Raw genomic sequence first — 16,578 nt, 5'->3', positions numbered from 1 at the left:
TCGTCCTCATGCTCCGGGGCGTGAATAGTAGGGCTGAATGGGGCCGCCCATGAGCTCAAAGCGGTGAATCAGCTCGCCTGCGTGCCTGAAAATCTCGGCCGGTGTCGCACCCTCGTTCGCGTCCTTGAACTCGCGCCATGCGTTGTTCCAATCGCCGCCGCGTTCTCCTCCTCGGTGAATCCGTTGATGGACGTGGCGTGGAATGGGCATGGTGTAGTCGTGGATTTTCACGCCCTGCCGTTCGAACCAGCGGGCGAGGTCCTCCGCCTGCGGGAAGATGTGGTGTTTCTCCCACCGGCCGGGCGTGAGTCGAGGTGGGCCTGGGAAGGCGCGCTCGGGGGCGCCACTCCAATTGGGGAACACCATGACGGCACCCCGAGGGAGGTGCTGTCCTCCGCCCCAGTGCCGCCGGGGGCCTCGTCCGGGGGCGGCGGCCGCCGCGGGGGGCGCGCCGGCGGGAAGCGCGCGAATTCGAGCACTCCGCCCAGGTCCTGACACCTGTAGAAGCCGCAGGCGTCGCCCATGCACAGGAGTGAGACGCATGGGTCATCATCGGGCCTGGCGCACTCCTCCTCTGCGTTGCTCCATCCTTGCTGAAGGGACGCCTTCGGCACCGGCGCGCAGCCCGCCCAGGTTGCCGTGAGCAGCAGGAGCCAGAATGACAGGTGCGTTCGCATTGTCCGGGAATGGAAGGTACTGCGCTTCATGCTTCGCCTTCACGCGGTTGCCCGCAGGTCGTTAGATTCGCGCCGGTGAGTGCCCCCCTGACTTTGGAGCGCGTCCGCCGCAAGGTGGAGGCGGGTGAGGTTCTGAGCGACGCGGAGCTGGCCCTGCTCCGCGCCGAGGCGCAGCGTGGCGCCGGCCCCGCCTTGCGGCTGGCCCTGGCTCACGCCCTCATCAACGCGGGCGCTGAGCGTGAGGCCCTGCCCCTGCTGGAGGCCCTGCGGCGCGACTTCCCGCGCGACCTGCCCGTGCGTCTGGGGCTGGCGCGGGCGCTGCTCGGACTGGAGCGCCATGGTGACGCCGAGCGGCTCTTGAACGACGTCCTGGCCCAGTCTCCGGATGACCCGGAGGTGCTCAAGGTGCTCGCGGTGCTGGGCCTGCGGCGCGGTGAGGCGGACAAGGCCCGCGCCTATGTCGCGGACGCGCTGGCCCGGGACCCCTTCGATGCCGAGGCCCGGCTGTTGAAGGAGGAACTGGAGGCCGCGGACCTGCCGCCTCCGCCCGCTCCGCGGGAGCAGGTGCTGCGCCCGGAGTTCACCGCCGCGCTGACCGCCGCGCTGGGGCGCGCCCGGGTGGTGTTCCGGCGGCAGGGGAAGGACTTGCTCGTGAAGCTCGCCACGGGCGGCGTCGGGCGCGTGGACGTGGGCTCGCTGTACGCCGCCTATCAGGAGTCCCCGGGCACGCAGGGGCTCACCGCCTACGCGGAGGCGCTGGCGTCACGGCTCGGCGGGCTGTCCTCGGGCCTGAGCGCGGAGGGGGCGGCGCTGGAGGCGCGGCTGCGTCCCGTACTGCGTCCGGCGGACTTCGGGCACCGGGCCGTGGGCGCGCTGCACCGCCCCGGGCCCGCGGGCCTGGCGCTCTTCTACGTCCTGGAGGACGCCGACTTCGTGCGCTACCTGCCCGAGTCCGCGCTGGCCTCCGCGGGACTCACGCCCGAGTCCGCCGACGCGGCGGCCTGGCGCAACCTCGCCTCGCGCCTCGCGCCGGTGCGGCCCGTGCTCGTCGACCAGGGGGAAGTCCGACTGGCGGAGGCCTTCACCGGGCTGTGGGCCGTGGCGGAGGGGGATGGCCATGACGCCGCGCGGCTGCTCCTGCCATCGCAGCGCGAGGCGCTGGCGCAGCTCGCGGGAGAAGGTCCGTTGCGAGTGAGTCTGGGCCGGCGGGAGCTGGCGCTGGTCTGCCGCGAGTCGGAGGTCGCCGCTTGTGAAGCGCTGGAGCGGCTGTCGCCCTCGCCGGATGGCATCCCTGGCCGCTTCCGTCTGACGGAGGAGGGCCTGTCCGCACTGTGAACCGGCCTCAGCCCGCCGTGCCCGCGGGCAGCCGGTCCACGAACAGCACCTCGCGGTAGCCCAGCGTGAGCAGCAGCGCCCGCAGCGAGCGCTCCGCCGACTCCCGCGCCTTTCGCTGAAGGCGCCCGTCCGCGCGGACCTCGTGCTCGAAGGCGACGCGGGCCTTCTCCAGGAGCTGCGCCGTCTGCTCGCTGTCCAGGTTGGAGTCGATGACCTCCGTCTCCCCTGGACGCAGCTCCACCTTCACCTCCATGGGCGGCAGCACCACGTAGACGCGGGTCCCCGTCACCTGGAGGTGGGAGCGGTCGAAGCGCTGGAAGTCGAAGCCCAGGTGCGCGTTCGCGAAGACGATGGCGCGGCCATGTGGGTTCTGGAGCGCGTGCCGCGCCCAGTTCAGCACGTCCTTCCAGAGCGCGTCCGTGGCCTGGGGCTCCGGCGCGAAGGACACCTTCTTGTAGAGCGCGACCTCCAGCGTCTCCAGCCGGGCCACGTCCCGCATCTGCTGCACGACGGACGGCGTGTCCGGCAGGGACGGCGACGCGGGCTTCAGCAACACCCACGCCCCCAGCGCGCCGAGCACGGCACCCAGGACGACGGTGAGGACTCGCGAGAGGTGCGCCATGGCCCCCAGTGTACCTCCCCCGGCCGGCGCTTCCGGCGTGCTCATATCGAAGGCGCCAGCAGGACGACCGAGTAACCCACGGCCGTCCGTGCTCCAGGATTCTCGTAGGAGTGCTTCTGGTCCCCGCGGAAGACGACGACGTCGCCGGGCTGGAGGAGGAAGCGCTCCCCGCTGGCCACGAGCACCAGCTCCCCTGTCTCACACGCCAGGTACTCCCGCGTGCCGGGTGTGTGCGGAACGCCGGTGACGCGCACCTGAGGCGGCAGCTCCACCCGGTCGAACTCCATGCCGGGCAGCGGGTCCGGCAGCAGCTTGCGCAGCATGCCGCCGCCGCGCACCCGGACGGGCAGGGTGGTGCGGGGGTAGTGCCGGGCGCTGGCGCGAGGCTTCGCGATCAGCTCCTCCAGCGACACCTGGAGCGCGGCGGCCACGCGGTGCAGCACGGACAGCGTCGGATTGGCCGCGCCCGACTCCAGGTGGGCCCAGGTGGCGCGAGGCACGCCCGCCAGCCGGGACAACTGCGCCTGCGTGGCGCCTCGCGTCTCGCGCAGGGAGCGGATGTTGCGGGCCAGCCTGCCGGGCAGGTCATCGTCGTTCATGGATTGGCAATCTGCCAAGCCCTTGGCCCAGGCGCCAATGGAATAGCGAGCGAGGTGTATCTCCAGACGCAAGGAGGACACACGCATGGTTCGCATCGACAAGAGCATCCTGATTACGGGCGCCAGCCGGGGGCTGGGCCTGGCGCTGATGAATGGCTTCGCCCGCCGGGGCGCGCGCGTGGTGGGCGTGGCGCGCCACGCCGCGGAGATGGAGGCCGTGGCGGAGGCGCTGCGCTGGGAAGGCCTGGACGCCCACGCGCTGACCTACGACGTGGGAGACAAGGAGGCCATCTACCCGCTGGTGGGCGCCGCGACGGCGCTGGTGGGCCCGCTGGACGTGCTGGTCCACAACGCGAGCACGCTGGGCCCCACGCCGCTGCCGCTGCTGCTGGACACGGCCTGCGAGGACCTGCAGCGCGTGCTGGAGGTCAACGTGGTGGGCCCCTTCCGCCTCACCAAGGCCGTGGCGGGGAACATGGCGGTGCGGGGCAGGGGGCTGGTGGTGAGCATCACCTCGGACGCGGCGGTGTCGGCCTATCCCCGCTGGGGCGCCTATGGCGTGTCGAAGGCGGCGCTGGAGCACCTGGGCCGCGTCTGGGCCGCGGAGCTGGAGGGCACCGGGGTGCGCTTCTTCTCCGTGGACCCGGGGGAGATGGACACGCGGATGTACCGGGACGCGGTGCCGGACGCGGACTACTCCCAATTGAGCCGGCCGGAGGCGGTGGCGGCCCGGCTCGTGGACTGGGTGGCGTGGCAGGCGGAGTCCGTGCCCTCGGGGACCCGCCTGGAGGCGGCGAAGCTGGAGGCCGCATGAAGCCCGCGCGCTGGCCTGCGGACCGCCCCGACGAGGGCCGCCTGCTTCATGTCGAGCCGCGCGCCCGCCGCTTCCACGACGCGCGCGTGGCGGACCTCCCGTCGCTGCTGCGCGACGGGGACCTGCTGGTGGTGAACGACGCCGCCACCCTGCCCGCGTCCCTGTGGGGGAGGACGGCGTCGGGCGAGCGCATCGAGCTGCGCCTGCTGTCTCGCGAGCCGGACGGCACCTGGACGGTGGTGCTGTTCGGCGCGGGGGACTGGCGGCGGCGCACGGAGGACCGGCCACCGCCGCCCGCGGTGTCCGAGGGTGCGGAGCTCATGGTGGGCGGGCTGAAGGCCCGGGTGGTGGCGGTGCTGCCGCCGTCCCCCCGCCTGCTGCGCGTGGCCTTCGACGCGACGGGAGCGGCGCTCTGGTCCGGGCTCTACCGGAGCGGGCGCCCGGTGCAGTACGCGTACACGGAGGCGCCGTTGTCGCTGTGGCACGTGCAGACGGCCTATGGCGCGCGGCCCTGGTCCGTGGAGCCGCCGTCCGCGGGCCTGCCGCTCACGTGGAGCGTGCTGCTGGCGCTGCGCCGGCGGGGCGTGCGGCTGGCGTCGCTCACCCACGCGGCGGGGCTGTCCTCCACGGGAGACGCGGCGCTGGACGCGGCGCTGCCCCGGCCGGAGCGCTCCGACCTCCCCGCCGCCACGGTGGAGGCCGTGCTGCACACGCGGGCCTTGGGCGGGCGGGTGGTGGCGGTGGGCACCACCGTGGTGCGGGCCCTGGAGGGCCGCGCGGCGCAGCACGGCGGCTGGCTGGTGGCGGGAGAGGAGGTGACGGACCTGCTGTTGGGGCCGGGCTTCGTCCCGCGCCTGGTGCACGGGCTGCTCACCGGCGTGCACGAGCCCGGCAGCAGCCACCATGCGCTGCTCCAGGCCTTCGCGCCGCTGCCCCTGCTCCAGGAGGTGGCCGCGCACGCGGAGGCGCGCGGCTACCTGGGGCACGAGTTCGGCGACTCGTGCCTGCTGCTGGATGCGTGAGGCCTACTGGAGCTGCGTGTTCTCCAGCTCCACCTTCACCCAGCCGGGCTTGCGCACGTCGAAGTTGCGGTACGCGTCAATGGCGCTGCCCATGGGCTCCACGTGGGACAGGATGGCCGTGGGGTCCACCACGCCGGTGCGCACCAGCTCCAGCAGCTTGGGGATGTACTTGCGGTGGTTGCAGTTTCCCATCTTCATCGTGAGGTTCTTGTTCATCGCCATGCCAATGGGGAACGTGCGCACCTGCTGCGGGTAGACGCCGATGATGGACAGGGTGCCCGCCTTGGCCAGGCCCTCCACGGCCCACATCAGGGCCTGCGCGGGCGCGTCGCCGGGGACCCAGTTGTCACCCTTGGGGTTCGTCTTGGGCGCGGCCTCCTTCACCTCGCGTTTGAACTCGGCCTTCTCCTCGTGGGCCTTCTTCGCCCCGGGGCCGTGGTGCGGGTGCATGGCGTCCACGCCCACCGCGTCGATGGCGCGGTCCACGCCGATGCCGTGGGTGAGGCGCTTGAGCGTCTCGAGCGGGTCCTCCTCGTCGAAGTTGATGACCTCCGCGCCCTGGGCCCGCGCCAGGTCCAGGCGGTCCTCGTGGCAGTCGATGGCGAAGACGCGGCCGGCGCCCAGGAGCTTCGCGCTGACGATGGCGAAGAGGCCCACGGGGCCGCAGCCGAACACCGCCACGGTGTCACCGGGTTTGATTTCCGCCAGCTCCGCGCCCATGTAGCCGGTGGGGAAGATGTCGGAGATGAGGATGGCCTGCTCGTCGCTGACGCCATCCGGAATCCGCACCAGGCCCACGTTCGCGAAGGGCACCCGCACCTTCTCCGCCTGCATGCCGTGGAAGGGCCCCGTCTGCTGGGGGCCGCCGAAGAAGGCCGTGCCCGCGCTGGGGCCGTTGGGGTTCGCTTCGTTGCACTGCGCGTGGTACCCGGCGCGGCAGTACGAGCAGTTGCCGCAGGCGATGGTGGACGGGATGACCACCCGGTCGCCCACGTTGAGGTTGCGGACGTCGTCACCCAGCGCCTCGATGACGCCCACGCCCTCGTGGCCCAGGATGGTGCCCGGCTTCATGCCCGGCATGGTGCCGCGAATCATGTGGAGGTCGGTGCCGCAGATGGCGCTCGCCGTCAGGCGGACGATGGCATCCGTCGGCTTCTCGATTCTGGGCTCCGCCACGTCGTCGAGCCGGATGTCCCCAATCCCATGGAAAACGACAGCCTTCATAGCGCGCGCTCCTGCCCCCTCGGGGCCCCAAGACGAAAAGGGCCTGCGCGGACGCAGACCCGCGTGACTTGGAGGCTGGGCATCGGCCCGGGTGAGGGCAAAGCGCGCGGCGCCCCCTCTTCCGCCGGACGGGCAGGGGAGCGAGGCCTCAGCGGCCGGAGGTGTGGTGCACGTGGAAGGTGAGCCGCTTGCCGAAGACGCGGCGGAAGTTCAGGACCTCGCGGTCCGCGTTCCACAGCTCCAGGTCCACCGGGTGCCGGGTGTGCAGGTGCAGCGCCACGCCCTCGCGGCCATTGGTGGCCTTGAAGTCCTTGATGGGCTGGTGGTGGCTGACGTCCAGCGAGTTGGCCACGCGCAGCAGGGTGGCCAGCTTGCGCACCGTCCGTGCCTCGGTCGGGTTGAGGCCCGCCATGCCGGAGTGGGCCAGCTCCGGCGGGCTGCGCCGGTGGTAGCGGGCGATGCGCGCCACGATTTCACGCTCACGGTCCGCCAGGCCCGGCAGGTCGGCGTGGCGGATGAGGTAGTACGTGTGCTTGTGGTGCCGCTCGTAGCTGACGGCGTGGCCCACGTCGTGGAGGAGGGCGGCGACCTCCAGATAGGGGCGGACGGACAGCGGGAGCTGGTGCAGGGCGGCCAGGTTGTCGAACAGGGCGAGCGACAGCCGGGCCACCTGGCGGGCGTGCTTCTCGTCGAAGAAGAAGCGCTTGCCCATGGCGAAGGCGGCGTCCGCGAGGCTGTGGTCGTCGCGGTGCTCGTCCTGCTTGTAGAGCAGGTCCACGAGGATGCCGTCGCGCAGGCCGCGGTTGACGACGCTGACGGACTCGACGCCCAGGTACTTCGCCACGGCCTCCAGGATGACGGCGCCGGAGACGATGATGTCGGCGCGGCGCGGGTCGAAGCGCTTGCGGCGGCGCTCGGGGGGCATCTGCGCCAGGGTGTCCACCGTCTGGGTGAGCTGGCGGACGGTGGCGTTGCCGCTGCTCTCCGCGGCGGCGAAGGACACCACGGCGCTGATGGTGCCGGACGAGCCGAGCGCCACCCGGGGGACGTTGGGCACGGTGGGCGGCAGCGTCTTCTGCAGCACGTCCGTGACGAAGCTGCGCATGAGGCGCAGTTGCTTGGGGGGCACGGTGCGCGAGGCGTCGAAGACCTCGGTGAGGCGCACGGAGCCGAGCGCGAGGCTCCAGAGGTTGTCGGGCTTCTCGCCGGTGGCGGTGGCGACCTCCGTGCTGCCGCCGCCAATGTCGATGAGGAGCGAGCGCGTGTGGGGCGGCTTGCGGTGGAGCACGCCCAGGCAGATGAGGCGGGCCTCCTCCTTGCCGCTGACGACCTCCAGGTTGAGGCCGGCCTCCTCGCGCACGCGGCGGACGATTTCCGCGCTGTTCTTGGCCTCACGCAGGGCGCTGGTGGCTACCGCGCGCACCTGGGCCTTGTGGCGGCGGCAGAGCGCGGAGTAGCGGCGCAGCGTGGCCAGCAGGCGCTCGGCCGTCTCCTCTGGCATGGAGCCGGTGGCGAAGACGCCCTCTCCAGGGCGGATGGCGTCGCGCTCCTGGTGCATGGTTTCGAGCGCGCCGTCGGCGTCTGGCCGCGCCAGCTCCAGGCGGACGGCGTTGGTGCCCACGTCAATGGCGGCGAGGACAGGCTGGGGGGGGCGGCGAGGGGGCATGTGCGTTTCTGGCCGGAGTGTACGGGGCCCGGGCGGTAATCGCAGCGGGAACCGCATCGACAGGCCGGTCCCCCGCTTCACCATGCGACAGACCCGTATCAGTCGAGGAAGCGGCGCTCCCAGCGGCGCCGGGCTTCCGCCCCCAAGCCGCGGAGGTGCTCCTCGCGGTACGTCCACGGCTCCAGCACACGGGCCAGCTCGCGATAGGCGGGGAGTCGGTTGCCCTGGTCCGTATCCCCGGCTTCGGGCCGTTCCCCGAGCGTGACGACCGCGCGGCCTTCATCCAGGGCCTGCACCGTGGTGCCCGCCGCGCTCAGGCGGGACTGGAGGGCCATGGCTCCGTTCAGTTCACCCAGCACTGGCTGGCCCAGGAAGGTGAGCCACGAAGGGCCTCGGAGCCGTGTGCCCAGCTTCCAGGAGAGCCCGTGCAGGTCGATGATGTCGAGTCCGGGGTAGCGGAAGCGCCATGCCTTGGTCTGTTGTTCGACGCCCACGAGGTCGAGTTCCCCGTTGAAGGAGAGGCCCGCATGTCCGGCACAGAAGGGCAGGGGCTGCGCCAGGTTGAGCGCGAGCTCACGAACGCGTTGTGGACCCCATTCCTCCAGCCGTTCGGTGGGCAACCAGAACCCCAGCGCGGTGACTGCGCCTGGGGACTCCTCGGCCACGGCCTCGAGGTCCTTCCCGTGATACTCGAAGGCGTGGAGTGATTCCTCGTGAGGAGCGCTCTGGAGACGGACCACGGCCCAGTCGTCGGCCTGGAGTTCGTCGCGGACGTGCTGCCAGCCCGAGGCATCCAGGATGTGCCAGTCCCCCTCGGAATCGGCGTATCGGCCGAAGGCGTTGGCGCCTGCCGCTTCGTGAAAAATCTCCAGGGCGCGCAGGACATGCGGGGCCACGGCGGCATGTGGCTGACGCATGTAGAAGCAGATGTGCAGGCCTTCCCGAACGATGAGGCGCCCGTTGCGGGCATGGACGCGAAGGCGAGGGTAGTGCTCGGTCATGGCAAGACTCCCCACCGGGGGATGATGCGAAAGGCTGGCGCACTCACCGCCTGTTCGTACATGAACTTCTGCGTTCGGCCCGTATGCGGGTGTCCCCTGGGGTAGACCCGCCACTTCGACGGATCATCTCCCAGGCAGGGGAACTTGAAGTCGTACACGACGAGCGCCTGTGCCTCCTTGTTGCTCAGGGGCTCCCAGGCCTGGGTTCGCGGATTGCGGTGGTACCTCGGCTCCAGGCTGAACCCTCCAGGGCGTTGCTGGCTCAGTTCCTGCCGGGCGCAGTCCAGCGCCATCCGGTGCATCTCGATGCCCAGCTTCATGGCCCAGGTGATGGGCTGACCGTGGGCATCCCGGTCCACGACTTCCCTGCACTCCGCCGGCATGGGGTTCCGGCCATGGAAGCGTTCGAGCAGGACCGTGGACCGGGCGTCCTCGGCACATCGTGACAAGGCCTCCTCGAGGGCATCCCGCTCTTCAGCCCGAAGCACCCGCAGCGCCGCGTCCCCGGCGGTGCCAATGGACGCCGCCACCCGCATGGCCCGGGAGCCAGGAAGGACGGCCTCCTCGCCCGCCATCCGAGCGCACGCCGCCGGGTTCCGCCGGCACGCGCTGGTCGCCGAATCGAACCCATAGCGCTCCGGGCGCGCCGCGCAACCGTCGACCGCGCCACTGACCAGCAGCACCCTCCACGTGCGTCGCGGCATGTCCCCTCCCGTGCACGCCCAGCGTGGACGCGCACCCATGGGGACACGCTACCGCTTGCGCCGCCGCCCCATGAAGCTGGCGAAGCGCTCCGCGAAGCGGGCGACGGCCAGCCCCACGATGTCCAGCAGCCACTGCTGGAGCCCCGAGCGCGCGCAGTCCTCCAGGTACACCCGCCGCGAGCCGCGCAGGTGCTTGTCCAGCCACCGCTGCGCCTGCGCCGCGACGCCGGGCTCCTCCACCTCCACCAGCGTCTCCAGGTTCACCAGGGACAAGGGGTCCAGGTTGAAGCTGCCCACCAGCAGCTTCCGTCCATCCACCAGCGCCGCCTTGGCGTGCAGCGTGGACGCGGTCCACTCGTGGATGCTCACCCCGGCGCGCAGGAAGTCGCGGTACAGCCGCATCGTCGCCGCGCGCGCGAACACCACGTCGCTGCGACCGGCCAGCATCAGCCGCACCGTCACGCCCCGCCGCGACGCGCGCTTGAGCGCCCGCATGAAGCCCTTGTCCGGCAGGAAGTACGCGTGCGCCAGCACCACCTCGTGCGCCGCGCCGTCAATCGCCTGGAGGTACCGCTTGCGCAGCTTGTGCCCTCCCGAGAAGCCGGACAGGAACAGCCGCACCGCGCCCGACTCCAGCGCGGAGGCCCCCGCGTGCAGCGTGGCCCCGAGCTGCCGGCAGATGTCCCCTCGCAGCTCCAGCGCCAGGTCCGCCCAGCCGGGCTCGTCGCCATTCGCCGCGTAGGCGTCCCCGATGTTGATGCCACCCAGGAACGCCACCGTGTCATCGACAAGGAGGATCTTCCGGTGGTTGCGCCAGGAGCGGCCGGTGCACAGCGAGGTGAGCGGGTTGTACACGCGCACCTTCGCCCCCGCGGCCCTCAGCGCCTGCGTGAGGTGCCGGCTGGCGCCGATGCTGCCCCAGCCGTCCACCACCACCTTCACCGCGACGCCCCGCCGCGCCGCCGCCACCAGCGCGTCGAGGAACCGCGCGCCAATGCCTTCCCGCTCGAAGGTGTAGACCTCCAGGTGCACCCGCACCCGCGCGGAGGCGATGGCCTCCAGCATCCGCGGGTACGCCTCCGTCCCACCGTCGAGCAGGGTGAAGCGCTCCTCGCGGACCTCATTGAGGGGAGGGCGGAGACCCGGGGCGGTCAACGGTGGCAGCGAGGCTTCGGCGCGCATGGGCGCCCTCCACCCTACCGCTCCCGGCGTCTCCACGGCACAGCCTCACCGTGACACGGGGGGCGGCCCTCAGCGCCCGTCGTGTTTCCGGGCCCCCTTGCCCTTGCCCTTGTGCTTGCACTCCGTGCCGTCCCAGTAGTGGCTCGGGTGGCAGCGCTTTTTGCTGCTCATCTTGGACTTCTTCGACTTGGGCGGACGCGAGTCGTAGTGGTGATGGTGGAAGCAGCCACCGAAGGTGAAGAGCGCGAGGACGGGGAGGAGGAGGTGGGCTTTCAGCGTGCGGGGCCAGGGCATGATGGCTCGGACCCGGCGAGGCGGCGCGCGGCCACATCCCCCCATCGACGCTGTGCGTCTGCTTCGATAGCCTGCGCGCCGTGCCCCCTGCCGCGAAGCCCGTTCGTCATCGGAAGATTGGTGCCTACCGCGTACTCGGAGAGCTGGGACGTGGTGGCATGGCCCTGGTGTACCGGGGCCTGCACGAGATGTTGCAGCGCGAGGTCGCCATCAAGGAGCTGCTCCCGGATGGCCAGCGTGACCGGGAGACCTTGTCTCGGTTCCGGCGCGAGGCGCTCGCGCTCGCGGCCTTCCGCCACCAGAACATCGTCACGCTGTATGACATGGTGGAGAAGGGGGAGAGCCTCTTCATGGTGATGGAGCTGGTGGACGGCCCCACGCTCCACACGCTCATCAAGGAAGGCCCGCTGCCGGCGGACGTCACCGGCGTCATCGCCGCGCGCATCGCCAGCGCGCTGGACCACGCACACTTCCGCCACATCATCCACCGCGACCTCAAGCCCGCCAACGTCATGCTCACCAAGTCCGGCGAGGTGAAGCTGATGGACTTCGGCATCGCCAAGGACGTGGGCCTGGAGGCGCTCACCCAGCAGGGCATGGCGGTGGGGACGCCGTCGTACATGTCCCCGGAGCAGGTGACGGGCGTGCCGGTGGATGGCCGCACCGACCTCTTCTCCCTGGGCGTGCTGCTCTACGAGGCCCTCTCCGGCGCGCGCCCCTTCCACGGCAAGACGGCGGGCGAGGTGTTCGCGAAGATTCGCGACGGCAAGTACACGCCGCTCGCCAAGGTGGCGCCCAACGTCCCTCCGCCGCTGGCGCGCATCATCCAGCGCGCCATGGAGGTGAAGCCGGACGCCCGCTACCCGGACGCCGCCGCCATGCGCCGCGAGCTGGACGTCTTCCTCGCGCAGGAGGTGCAGGTGTCCCACGCGGCCCTGATGGTGGCCTTCCTGCGCCACCGGCAGAAGCTGACGGAGACGGAGGCCCAGCAGCTCATGCGGCCGCACGAGCTGGACGCGGCGGTGGAGGTGTTCGACACGGGGCGCACCCGCCAGGGCGGGAAGCTGAAGTGGCTGGCCGCCGCCGTGGCGCTGATGACGGCGGCGGGCACCGGGCTCTACTTCACCCAGGCCCAGTGGGCGCCGCTGGTGGAGCAGCTCACCCGCTGAAGCCCGGGGCGCGGCTCAGCCCTGCTGCTTCGACTTGTCGTGCGTGACGGTGACGATGGTGCCGATGCCGCCGCGCACGAAGAAGTCGCCCACCACGGTGAGCTTGCGCGGCTGGATGGCCTTGATGATGTCGTCCGCGATGGTGTTGGTGACCTTCTCGTGGAAGGCCCCCTCATTGCGGTACGCCCACATGTAGAGCTTGAGGCTCTTGAGCTCGATGCAGGTCTGGTCCGGCACGTAGGTGATCTTGAACCGTGCGAAGTCAGGCTGACCGGTGAGCGGGCAGAGGCAGGTGAACTCCGGCACGTCGAACGCGATTTCGTAGTCGCGGTCGGCGGCGGGGTTGGGGAAGGTCTGCAGTTCCTTGGACGGCTGCGAGGGCATGGCGCTGTCGTCTACCACACCAACGCCGCGTGTCATCCCTCCCTTCGATGTCCGCCTGCCAACGCGCCTGGCGTCCAGTGGGGGTGAATCCAGGGGGAGCCCCGGTTGCCGCTCGGGCGGGGGCTCATAATCAAGGGACGTCCCTTCCCCCTGCCCGAGCACATGCCGCTTCCTGCTGACGTCGAAGATGCATTCTCGTGCCTGCCGCTGGCGCTGGTTCGCGTGGGCGCGGACCTGCGCGTGCAGTGGTGCGAGGAAGGATTCGCCCTCAAGACGGGCGTGGCCCTGCACGCCGGCGGAGACCTGCGCGACGCGCTGGAGCGCACCCGGAGCCTGGACGTCCTGGAGCGCGCCATCCGGGACGGCGCGCCCCACACCGGCCACGTCATCACCCGGGGGCTGCGGCAGGTCCGGGTGCAGGTGAAGCCCGCCGCGGCGGGCGAGGCGGCGGGCGCCTGGCTGGTGGTGGAGCCGTCCGGCGTGGACGACGAGGGCGCCTTCTCCCAGGCGGTGCAGGAGATTGCCCGCTCGGTGGGGGAGTCGCTGGAGGTGGACAGCGTCTGCGCCGCCGCCGTGGTGGCCCTGGTCCGCTGCGCGCACGTGCGCCGCGCCGAGGTGTACCTCTGCGAGGAGGAGGGTGGCGCCCTGCGCCGGGTGGCGGTGTCGGACCTGGCCGGCTCGGAGGCGCCCGAGGCCGTGTTCGACGCCCAGTCGGACCCGTTCCGGCAGGCGCTGGCGCTGCGCCAGGCGCAGCTCGGCATCCAGCGGGGCTATGGGGACGCCATGGGCTCCATCTTCGCCGCGGTGCCGCTGTGCGCGCCGCGCCGGACGGTGGGCCTGCTGCTGCTCTACAAGGAGCAGGGCACGTCCTTCTCCGTGCGGGAGCTGGACCTGTGGAGCGCCGCGGCCAACCAGCTCGCGGTGGCGGTGGAGAACGCGCGCCTCTTGCGCGAGGCCAAGGCGGCGCTCCAGGTGCGCGAGGAGTTCATCTCCATCGCCAGCCACGAGCTGAAGACGCCGCTCACCCCGCTGAAGCTGGGCCTCTTCACCATGGAGCGGCGCCTGGCGTCGGGCCAGCCGGTGGAGCTGGCCACGGTGCTCAAGTCGAAGCGGCAGGTGGACCGGCTGGTGGGGCTGGTGGATGACCTGCTGGACGCGTCTCGCCTGGACGCGGGGCGGCTGGCCCTGGACCTGGCGCCGCTGGAGGTGGGGCAGTTGGTGGCGGAGGTGGTGGACCACTTCCGCGCGGCCTTCGAGCGGCCCTTCGCCGTGGAGGTGCCCCGCGAGCGCGTCTGGGTGCGCGGAGACAGGGACAGGCTGGAGCAGGTGCTGGTGAACCTGCTGGAGAACGCGCACAAGTACAGCGCGTCGGAGGAGCCCATCGTGGTGACGGTGGAGCGCAACCAGGGCGAGGCGCGCATCCACGTCCAGGACCACGGCATCGGCATCCCGGGCGCGGACCAGTCGCAGGTGTTCCAGCGCTTCTACCGGGCGCGCAACGTGTCGCACCGCAACTTCGGCGGATTGGGCCTGGGCCTCTTCATCAGCCACTCCATCGCCCGGCTCCACGGCGGCGGGCTGACGATGCGCAGCGCGGAGGGGAAGGGGAGCACCTTCTCGCTGAGCCTGCCGCGCATGGCGCCGCACGACGTGAAGCGGCTGCCCCACCGGCTGTTGCTGCTGGACGAGGACCAGACGCAGGAGGCCGCGGCGGAGCGGGTGCTGCTCTCCGAGGGCTTCGAGGTGCTCACCGCGCGCGACGGCGCCGAGGCGCTGCGGCGGGCCACGCACCTGCCGGTGGACCTCATCGTCCTGTCCACCAGCGCCACCCAGGGACAGACGGGCGTCTTCCTGGAGACCTTCGCCACGCTGCCGCGCGCGCGGCCCGTGCCCATCCTGCTGGCCGGCGACGAGCGGCCCTGGTGGGCCCAGGAGAGCACGTCGCTGTGTACGCGCCCCTACCGGCCCGAGGACCTGGTGGCGCGGGTCCGCAACGCGCTCGCCGTGGAGCGGCGCCCCACGGCCGAGGCGCCGTTGGAGCTGCTCAGCTCGCGGAGCTGAGGACGCGGAAGTCCACCGGGACGATGCCCGTCCGGGCCAACACTTCACGGGCCTGGGGGTGGAGGAAGGTCTCCAGCTCGACCTCGCGCTGGGCCGCGTAGCCGCTCTTCAGCGTCTCCGGCCGGTAGCCCGGGTGGCACATCAGCTCGATGACGCCGTCCGCGGGCAGGGCGGCGAGCTCCGACGCGAAGCGCTCCAGCGTCCAGTAGGCCTCCGCGCCCGCGTCCCCCACGAAGTGCGCGTTGGTGGCCACACCCTGGGCTTGCAGCGCGCGCCGCATCTCCGGGTTGATGGAGCGCACCGGCACACCCACGCTCCTCGCGGCCCGGGCCAGACCCTCCAGGACGCCCGCGTGAAGGTGCAGGTGCTTGTGCACGTCCACGTGGGTGGCCGGCTGGCCCAGCAGGCCCGCGAGCCGCGCGAGCTGGGCGAAGGCCTCCGCCTCCACCACGTCCGCCGGCAGGCTGCCCGCGCGGGCCTCCACGAAGCCGCCATCCTCGCCGAGCAGCTCGCGCGGGAAGCCGCGCCACACCGGCGTGCCCCGGGCGAGGTTGAGGTGCAGGCCGATGGAGAGGCCCCGGGCCTCGCGGGCGGCGGCCTCGGAGAAGGGTGTGTTCACCATGAAGGTGGCCGACGAGACGACGCCCTCCCGCATGGCGCGGAGGATGCCGCGCGTGACGCCCGGGTCGTAGCCCAGGTCATCGGCGTTGATGATGAGGGCGCGTGACGGCATGGCGGGGTGCTCCTCGCGGTGGGCTCAGGGCCGGGGACGGGTCTGGAAGAACTTCCATGCTTCGAGCGTGGCGTCCAGGTGGGGCGTGCCGCCGTGGTTGAAGTCCGTGAAGCCGGGCCAGGTGTGCTGGCCGCCCTGCACCGTGCACAGCGAGGCGGTGGCGGACTCCGGGCTGCAGCCGGTGGCGGCGGTGCAGGTGCTGTCGCCCTGCTGGTACGTCTCCACGGTGGGGCCCGTGCAGCCGTTGCGCTCGGCCCAGCGGCGCACGGACTCCTCCGCGGACGGGTAGGTGCCGCCGAAGGGCCCCAGGTTGCTGCCGCCCTGGTAGCGGATGACCGGGTCGGCGGTGCCGTGCAGGTGCAGCACCGGCACGGGGCGCGACGGGTTGCACGGGGAGGCGCCCTCCGTGCCCGCCACGGGGGCGATGGCGGCGAAGCGGCTCGCGCGCTGGCAGGCCAGTTGGTACGAGAAGAAGCCGCCGTTGGAGAAGCCGGTGGCGAACGTCCTGCGCGTGTCCACGCACACGCGCGAGTCCAGGTCCGTCAGCAGCGCGTCCACGAAGCCCACGTCATCCACCTTGGCGGTCCACGCGGGGCCGCAGCACGCGCCCCCGTTCCACCCCCGGCTGGTGCCGTCGGTGCCGTTGTCGTTGATCTCGGAGGCGCTGAGGCCCCGCGGGTACACGGCGAGGAAGCCCTCCGTGTCGGCCAGCCTGGACAGGCCCATCAGCCCCTCCATCTCCCGCTCGTTGGAGCCGAAGCCGTGGAAGGCCACCACCGCGGCGGTGGGCCGGGTGGCGTCGTAGCCGGGCGGGACGTGGACGCGGTAGTGGCGGGTGCGTCCCTGGTGCGCCACCGTCCAGTCGTAGGTGCCGGGCCCCACGGTGAGGCCGGTGCACGCGGTGCGCTCCGGCACCGTGGGCTCCTCGCCGGTGGGCGGCACGCTGCCGGCATCCTCCTGCGTGGGGCGGCGCGAAGTGTCCGAGGACGAGCACGCCGCGACACCGGCGAGCAGGACCCCGAGGGCGAGGCGAGGGCTGCGAGAGCGCATGGCCTGGAAGTTAATGGGCCGTGGCCCTGGTGCACGGACTG

16 protein-coding genes and 1 pseudogene are annotated in these 16,578 nt (G+C 71.8%); 5 read left to right on the top strand and 12 right to left on the bottom strand.

The window, feature by feature from the left end; genetic code table 11:
* Positions 1 to 6: 6 nt before the first annotated feature.
* Positions 7 to 524 (bottom strand): annotated as a pseudogene (sitA6, locus tag MYMAC_RS30565) (SitA6 family polymorphic toxin lipoprotein).
* A 228-nt stretch (positions 525 to 752) separates the two neighbouring features.
* On the opposite strand from sitA6, the gene MYMAC_RS30560 reads away from it, so the two are divergent.
* A complete protein-coding gene (locus MYMAC_RS30560) occupies positions 753 to 2,012 on the top strand; it encodes a tetratricopeptide repeat protein (RefSeq protein WP_204817040.1) in 1,260 nt (419 codons plus the stop codon).
* Between the two features lie 7 nt (positions 2,013 to 2,019).
* On the opposite strand, the gene MYMAC_RS30555 is transcribed toward MYMAC_RS30560, so the two are convergent.
* Complete coding sequence (locus tag MYMAC_RS30555) at positions 2,020 to 2,634, bottom strand: DUF4230 domain-containing protein (protein WP_239989104.1); 615 nt, start codon at positions 2,632 to 2,634, stop codon at positions 2,020 to 2,022.
* A 41-nt stretch (positions 2,635 to 2,675) separates the two neighbouring features.
* Positions 2,676 to 3,233 (bottom strand): helix-turn-helix domain-containing protein, encoded by a 558-nt coding sequence (locus MYMAC_RS30550; RefSeq protein WP_095960622.1) that lies wholly within the window; start codon positions 3,231 to 3,233, stop codon positions 2,676 to 2,678.
* 85 nt (positions 3,234 to 3,318) lie between these two features.
* Here MYMAC_RS30550 and MYMAC_RS30545 point away from each other — a divergent pair, with 85 nt between their 5' ends.
* The gene (locus MYMAC_RS30545; RefSeq protein WP_095960621.1) at positions 3,319 to 4,047 is read left to right on the top strand and encodes an SDR family NAD(P)-dependent oxidoreductase; all 729 of its coding nucleotides are present in this window, start codon (positions 3,319 to 3,321) and stop codon (positions 4,045 to 4,047) included.
* Positions 4,044 to 5,069 (top strand): S-adenosylmethionine:tRNA ribosyltransferase-isomerase, encoded by a 1,026-nt coding sequence (locus MYMAC_RS30540; protein WP_204817037.1) that lies wholly within the window; start codon positions 4,044 to 4,046, stop codon positions 5,067 to 5,069. Before MYMAC_RS30545 ends, MYMAC_RS30540 begins: the two co-directional genes overlap by 4 nt.
* A gap of 3 nt (positions 5,070 to 5,072) precedes the next feature.
* On the opposite strand, the gene MYMAC_RS30535 is transcribed toward MYMAC_RS30540, so the two are convergent.
* The 6 genes from MYMAC_RS30535 to MYMAC_RS30510 all read right to left on the bottom strand — a co-directional run bounded on the left by MYMAC_RS30535 (position 5,073) and on the right by MYMAC_RS30510 (position 11,140).
* Entirely contained in the window at positions 5,073 to 6,293 is a 1,221-nt protein-coding gene (locus tag MYMAC_RS30535; RefSeq protein WP_095960620.1) for a zinc-dependent alcohol dehydrogenase, read from the bottom strand.
* A gap of 148 nt (positions 6,294 to 6,441) precedes the next feature.
* On the bottom strand, positions 6,442 to 7,959 hold the full coding sequence (locus MYMAC_RS30530; RefSeq protein ID WP_095960619.1) for a Ppx/GppA phosphatase family protein: 1,518 nt from the start codon (positions 7,957 to 7,959) through the stop codon (positions 6,442 to 6,444).
* Between the two features lie 98 nt (positions 7,960 to 8,057).
* Positions 8,058 to 8,960, bottom strand: a complete 903-nt coding sequence (locus MYMAC_RS30525; protein WP_095960618.1) for a type VI immunity family protein — start codon at positions 8,958 to 8,960, stop codon at positions 8,058 to 8,060.
* Positions 8,957 to 9,664 (bottom strand): hypothetical protein, encoded by a 708-nt coding sequence (locus MYMAC_RS30520; protein ID WP_095960617.1) that lies wholly within the window; start codon positions 9,662 to 9,664, stop codon positions 8,957 to 8,959. The genes MYMAC_RS30525 and MYMAC_RS30520 overlap by 4 nt, the downstream gene beginning before the upstream one ends.
* A gap of 48 nt (positions 9,665 to 9,712) precedes the next feature.
* On the bottom strand, positions 9,713 to 10,846 hold the full coding sequence (locus MYMAC_RS30515) for a phospholipase D-like domain-containing protein (RefSeq protein ID WP_095960616.1): 1,134 nt from the start codon (positions 10,844 to 10,846) through the stop codon (positions 9,713 to 9,715).
* A 69-nt stretch (positions 10,847 to 10,915) separates the two neighbouring features.
* Positions 10,916 to 11,140, bottom strand: coding sequence for a hypothetical protein (locus tag MYMAC_RS30510; protein ID WP_013938031.1), 225 nt, complete (start codon positions 11,138 to 11,140; stop codon positions 10,916 to 10,918).
* 158 nt (positions 11,141 to 11,298) lie between these two features.
* On the opposite strand from MYMAC_RS30510, the gene MYMAC_RS30505 reads away from it, so the two are divergent.
* Complete coding sequence (locus MYMAC_RS30505; RefSeq protein ID WP_013938032.1) at positions 11,299 to 12,309, top strand: serine/threonine-protein kinase; 1,011 nt, start codon at positions 11,299 to 11,301, stop codon at positions 12,307 to 12,309.
* A gap of 15 nt (positions 12,310 to 12,324) precedes the next feature.
* On the opposite strand, the gene queF is transcribed toward MYMAC_RS30505, so the two are convergent.
* Positions 12,325 to 12,693, bottom strand: a complete 369-nt coding sequence (gene queF / locus MYMAC_RS30500; RefSeq protein WP_013938033.1) for a preQ(1) synthase — start codon at positions 12,691 to 12,693, stop codon at positions 12,325 to 12,327.
* Between the two features lie 162 nt (positions 12,694 to 12,855).
* On the opposite strand from queF, the gene MYMAC_RS30495 reads away from it, so the two are divergent.
* Positions 12,856 to 14,754 carry an ATP-binding protein gene (locus MYMAC_RS30495; RefSeq protein ID WP_095960615.1) on the top strand — a complete coding sequence of 633 codons (1,899 nt, stop codon included), beginning with the start codon at positions 12,856 to 12,858 and terminating at the stop codon, positions 14,752 to 14,754.
* Here MYMAC_RS30495 and MYMAC_RS30490 read toward each other — a convergent pair.
* Together MYMAC_RS30490 and MYMAC_RS30485 are read right to left on the bottom strand one after the other, a co-directional pair.
* Complete coding sequence (locus MYMAC_RS30490) at positions 14,738 to 15,487, bottom strand: carbohydrate deacetylase (protein WP_095960614.1); 750 nt, start codon at positions 15,485 to 15,487, stop codon at positions 14,738 to 14,740. The two genes, MYMAC_RS30495 and MYMAC_RS30490, sit on opposite strands and share 17 nt — an antisense overlap.
* 24 nt (positions 15,488 to 15,511) lie before the next feature.
* Entirely contained in the window at positions 15,512 to 16,429 is a 918-nt protein-coding gene (locus MYMAC_RS30485; protein ID WP_013938036.1) for an extracellular catalytic domain type 1 short-chain-length polyhydroxyalkanoate depolymerase, read from the bottom strand.
* Between the last annotated feature and the right edge of the window lie 149 nt (positions 16,430 to 16,578).

The sequence above is a fragment of the Corallococcus macrosporus DSM 14697 genome (assembly GCF_002305895.1).
Classification (GTDB): domain Bacteria; phylum Myxococcota; class Myxococcia; order Myxococcales; family Myxococcaceae; genus Myxococcus; species Myxococcus macrosporus.
This window is presented reverse-complemented; position numbering and strand designations above follow the sequence as displayed.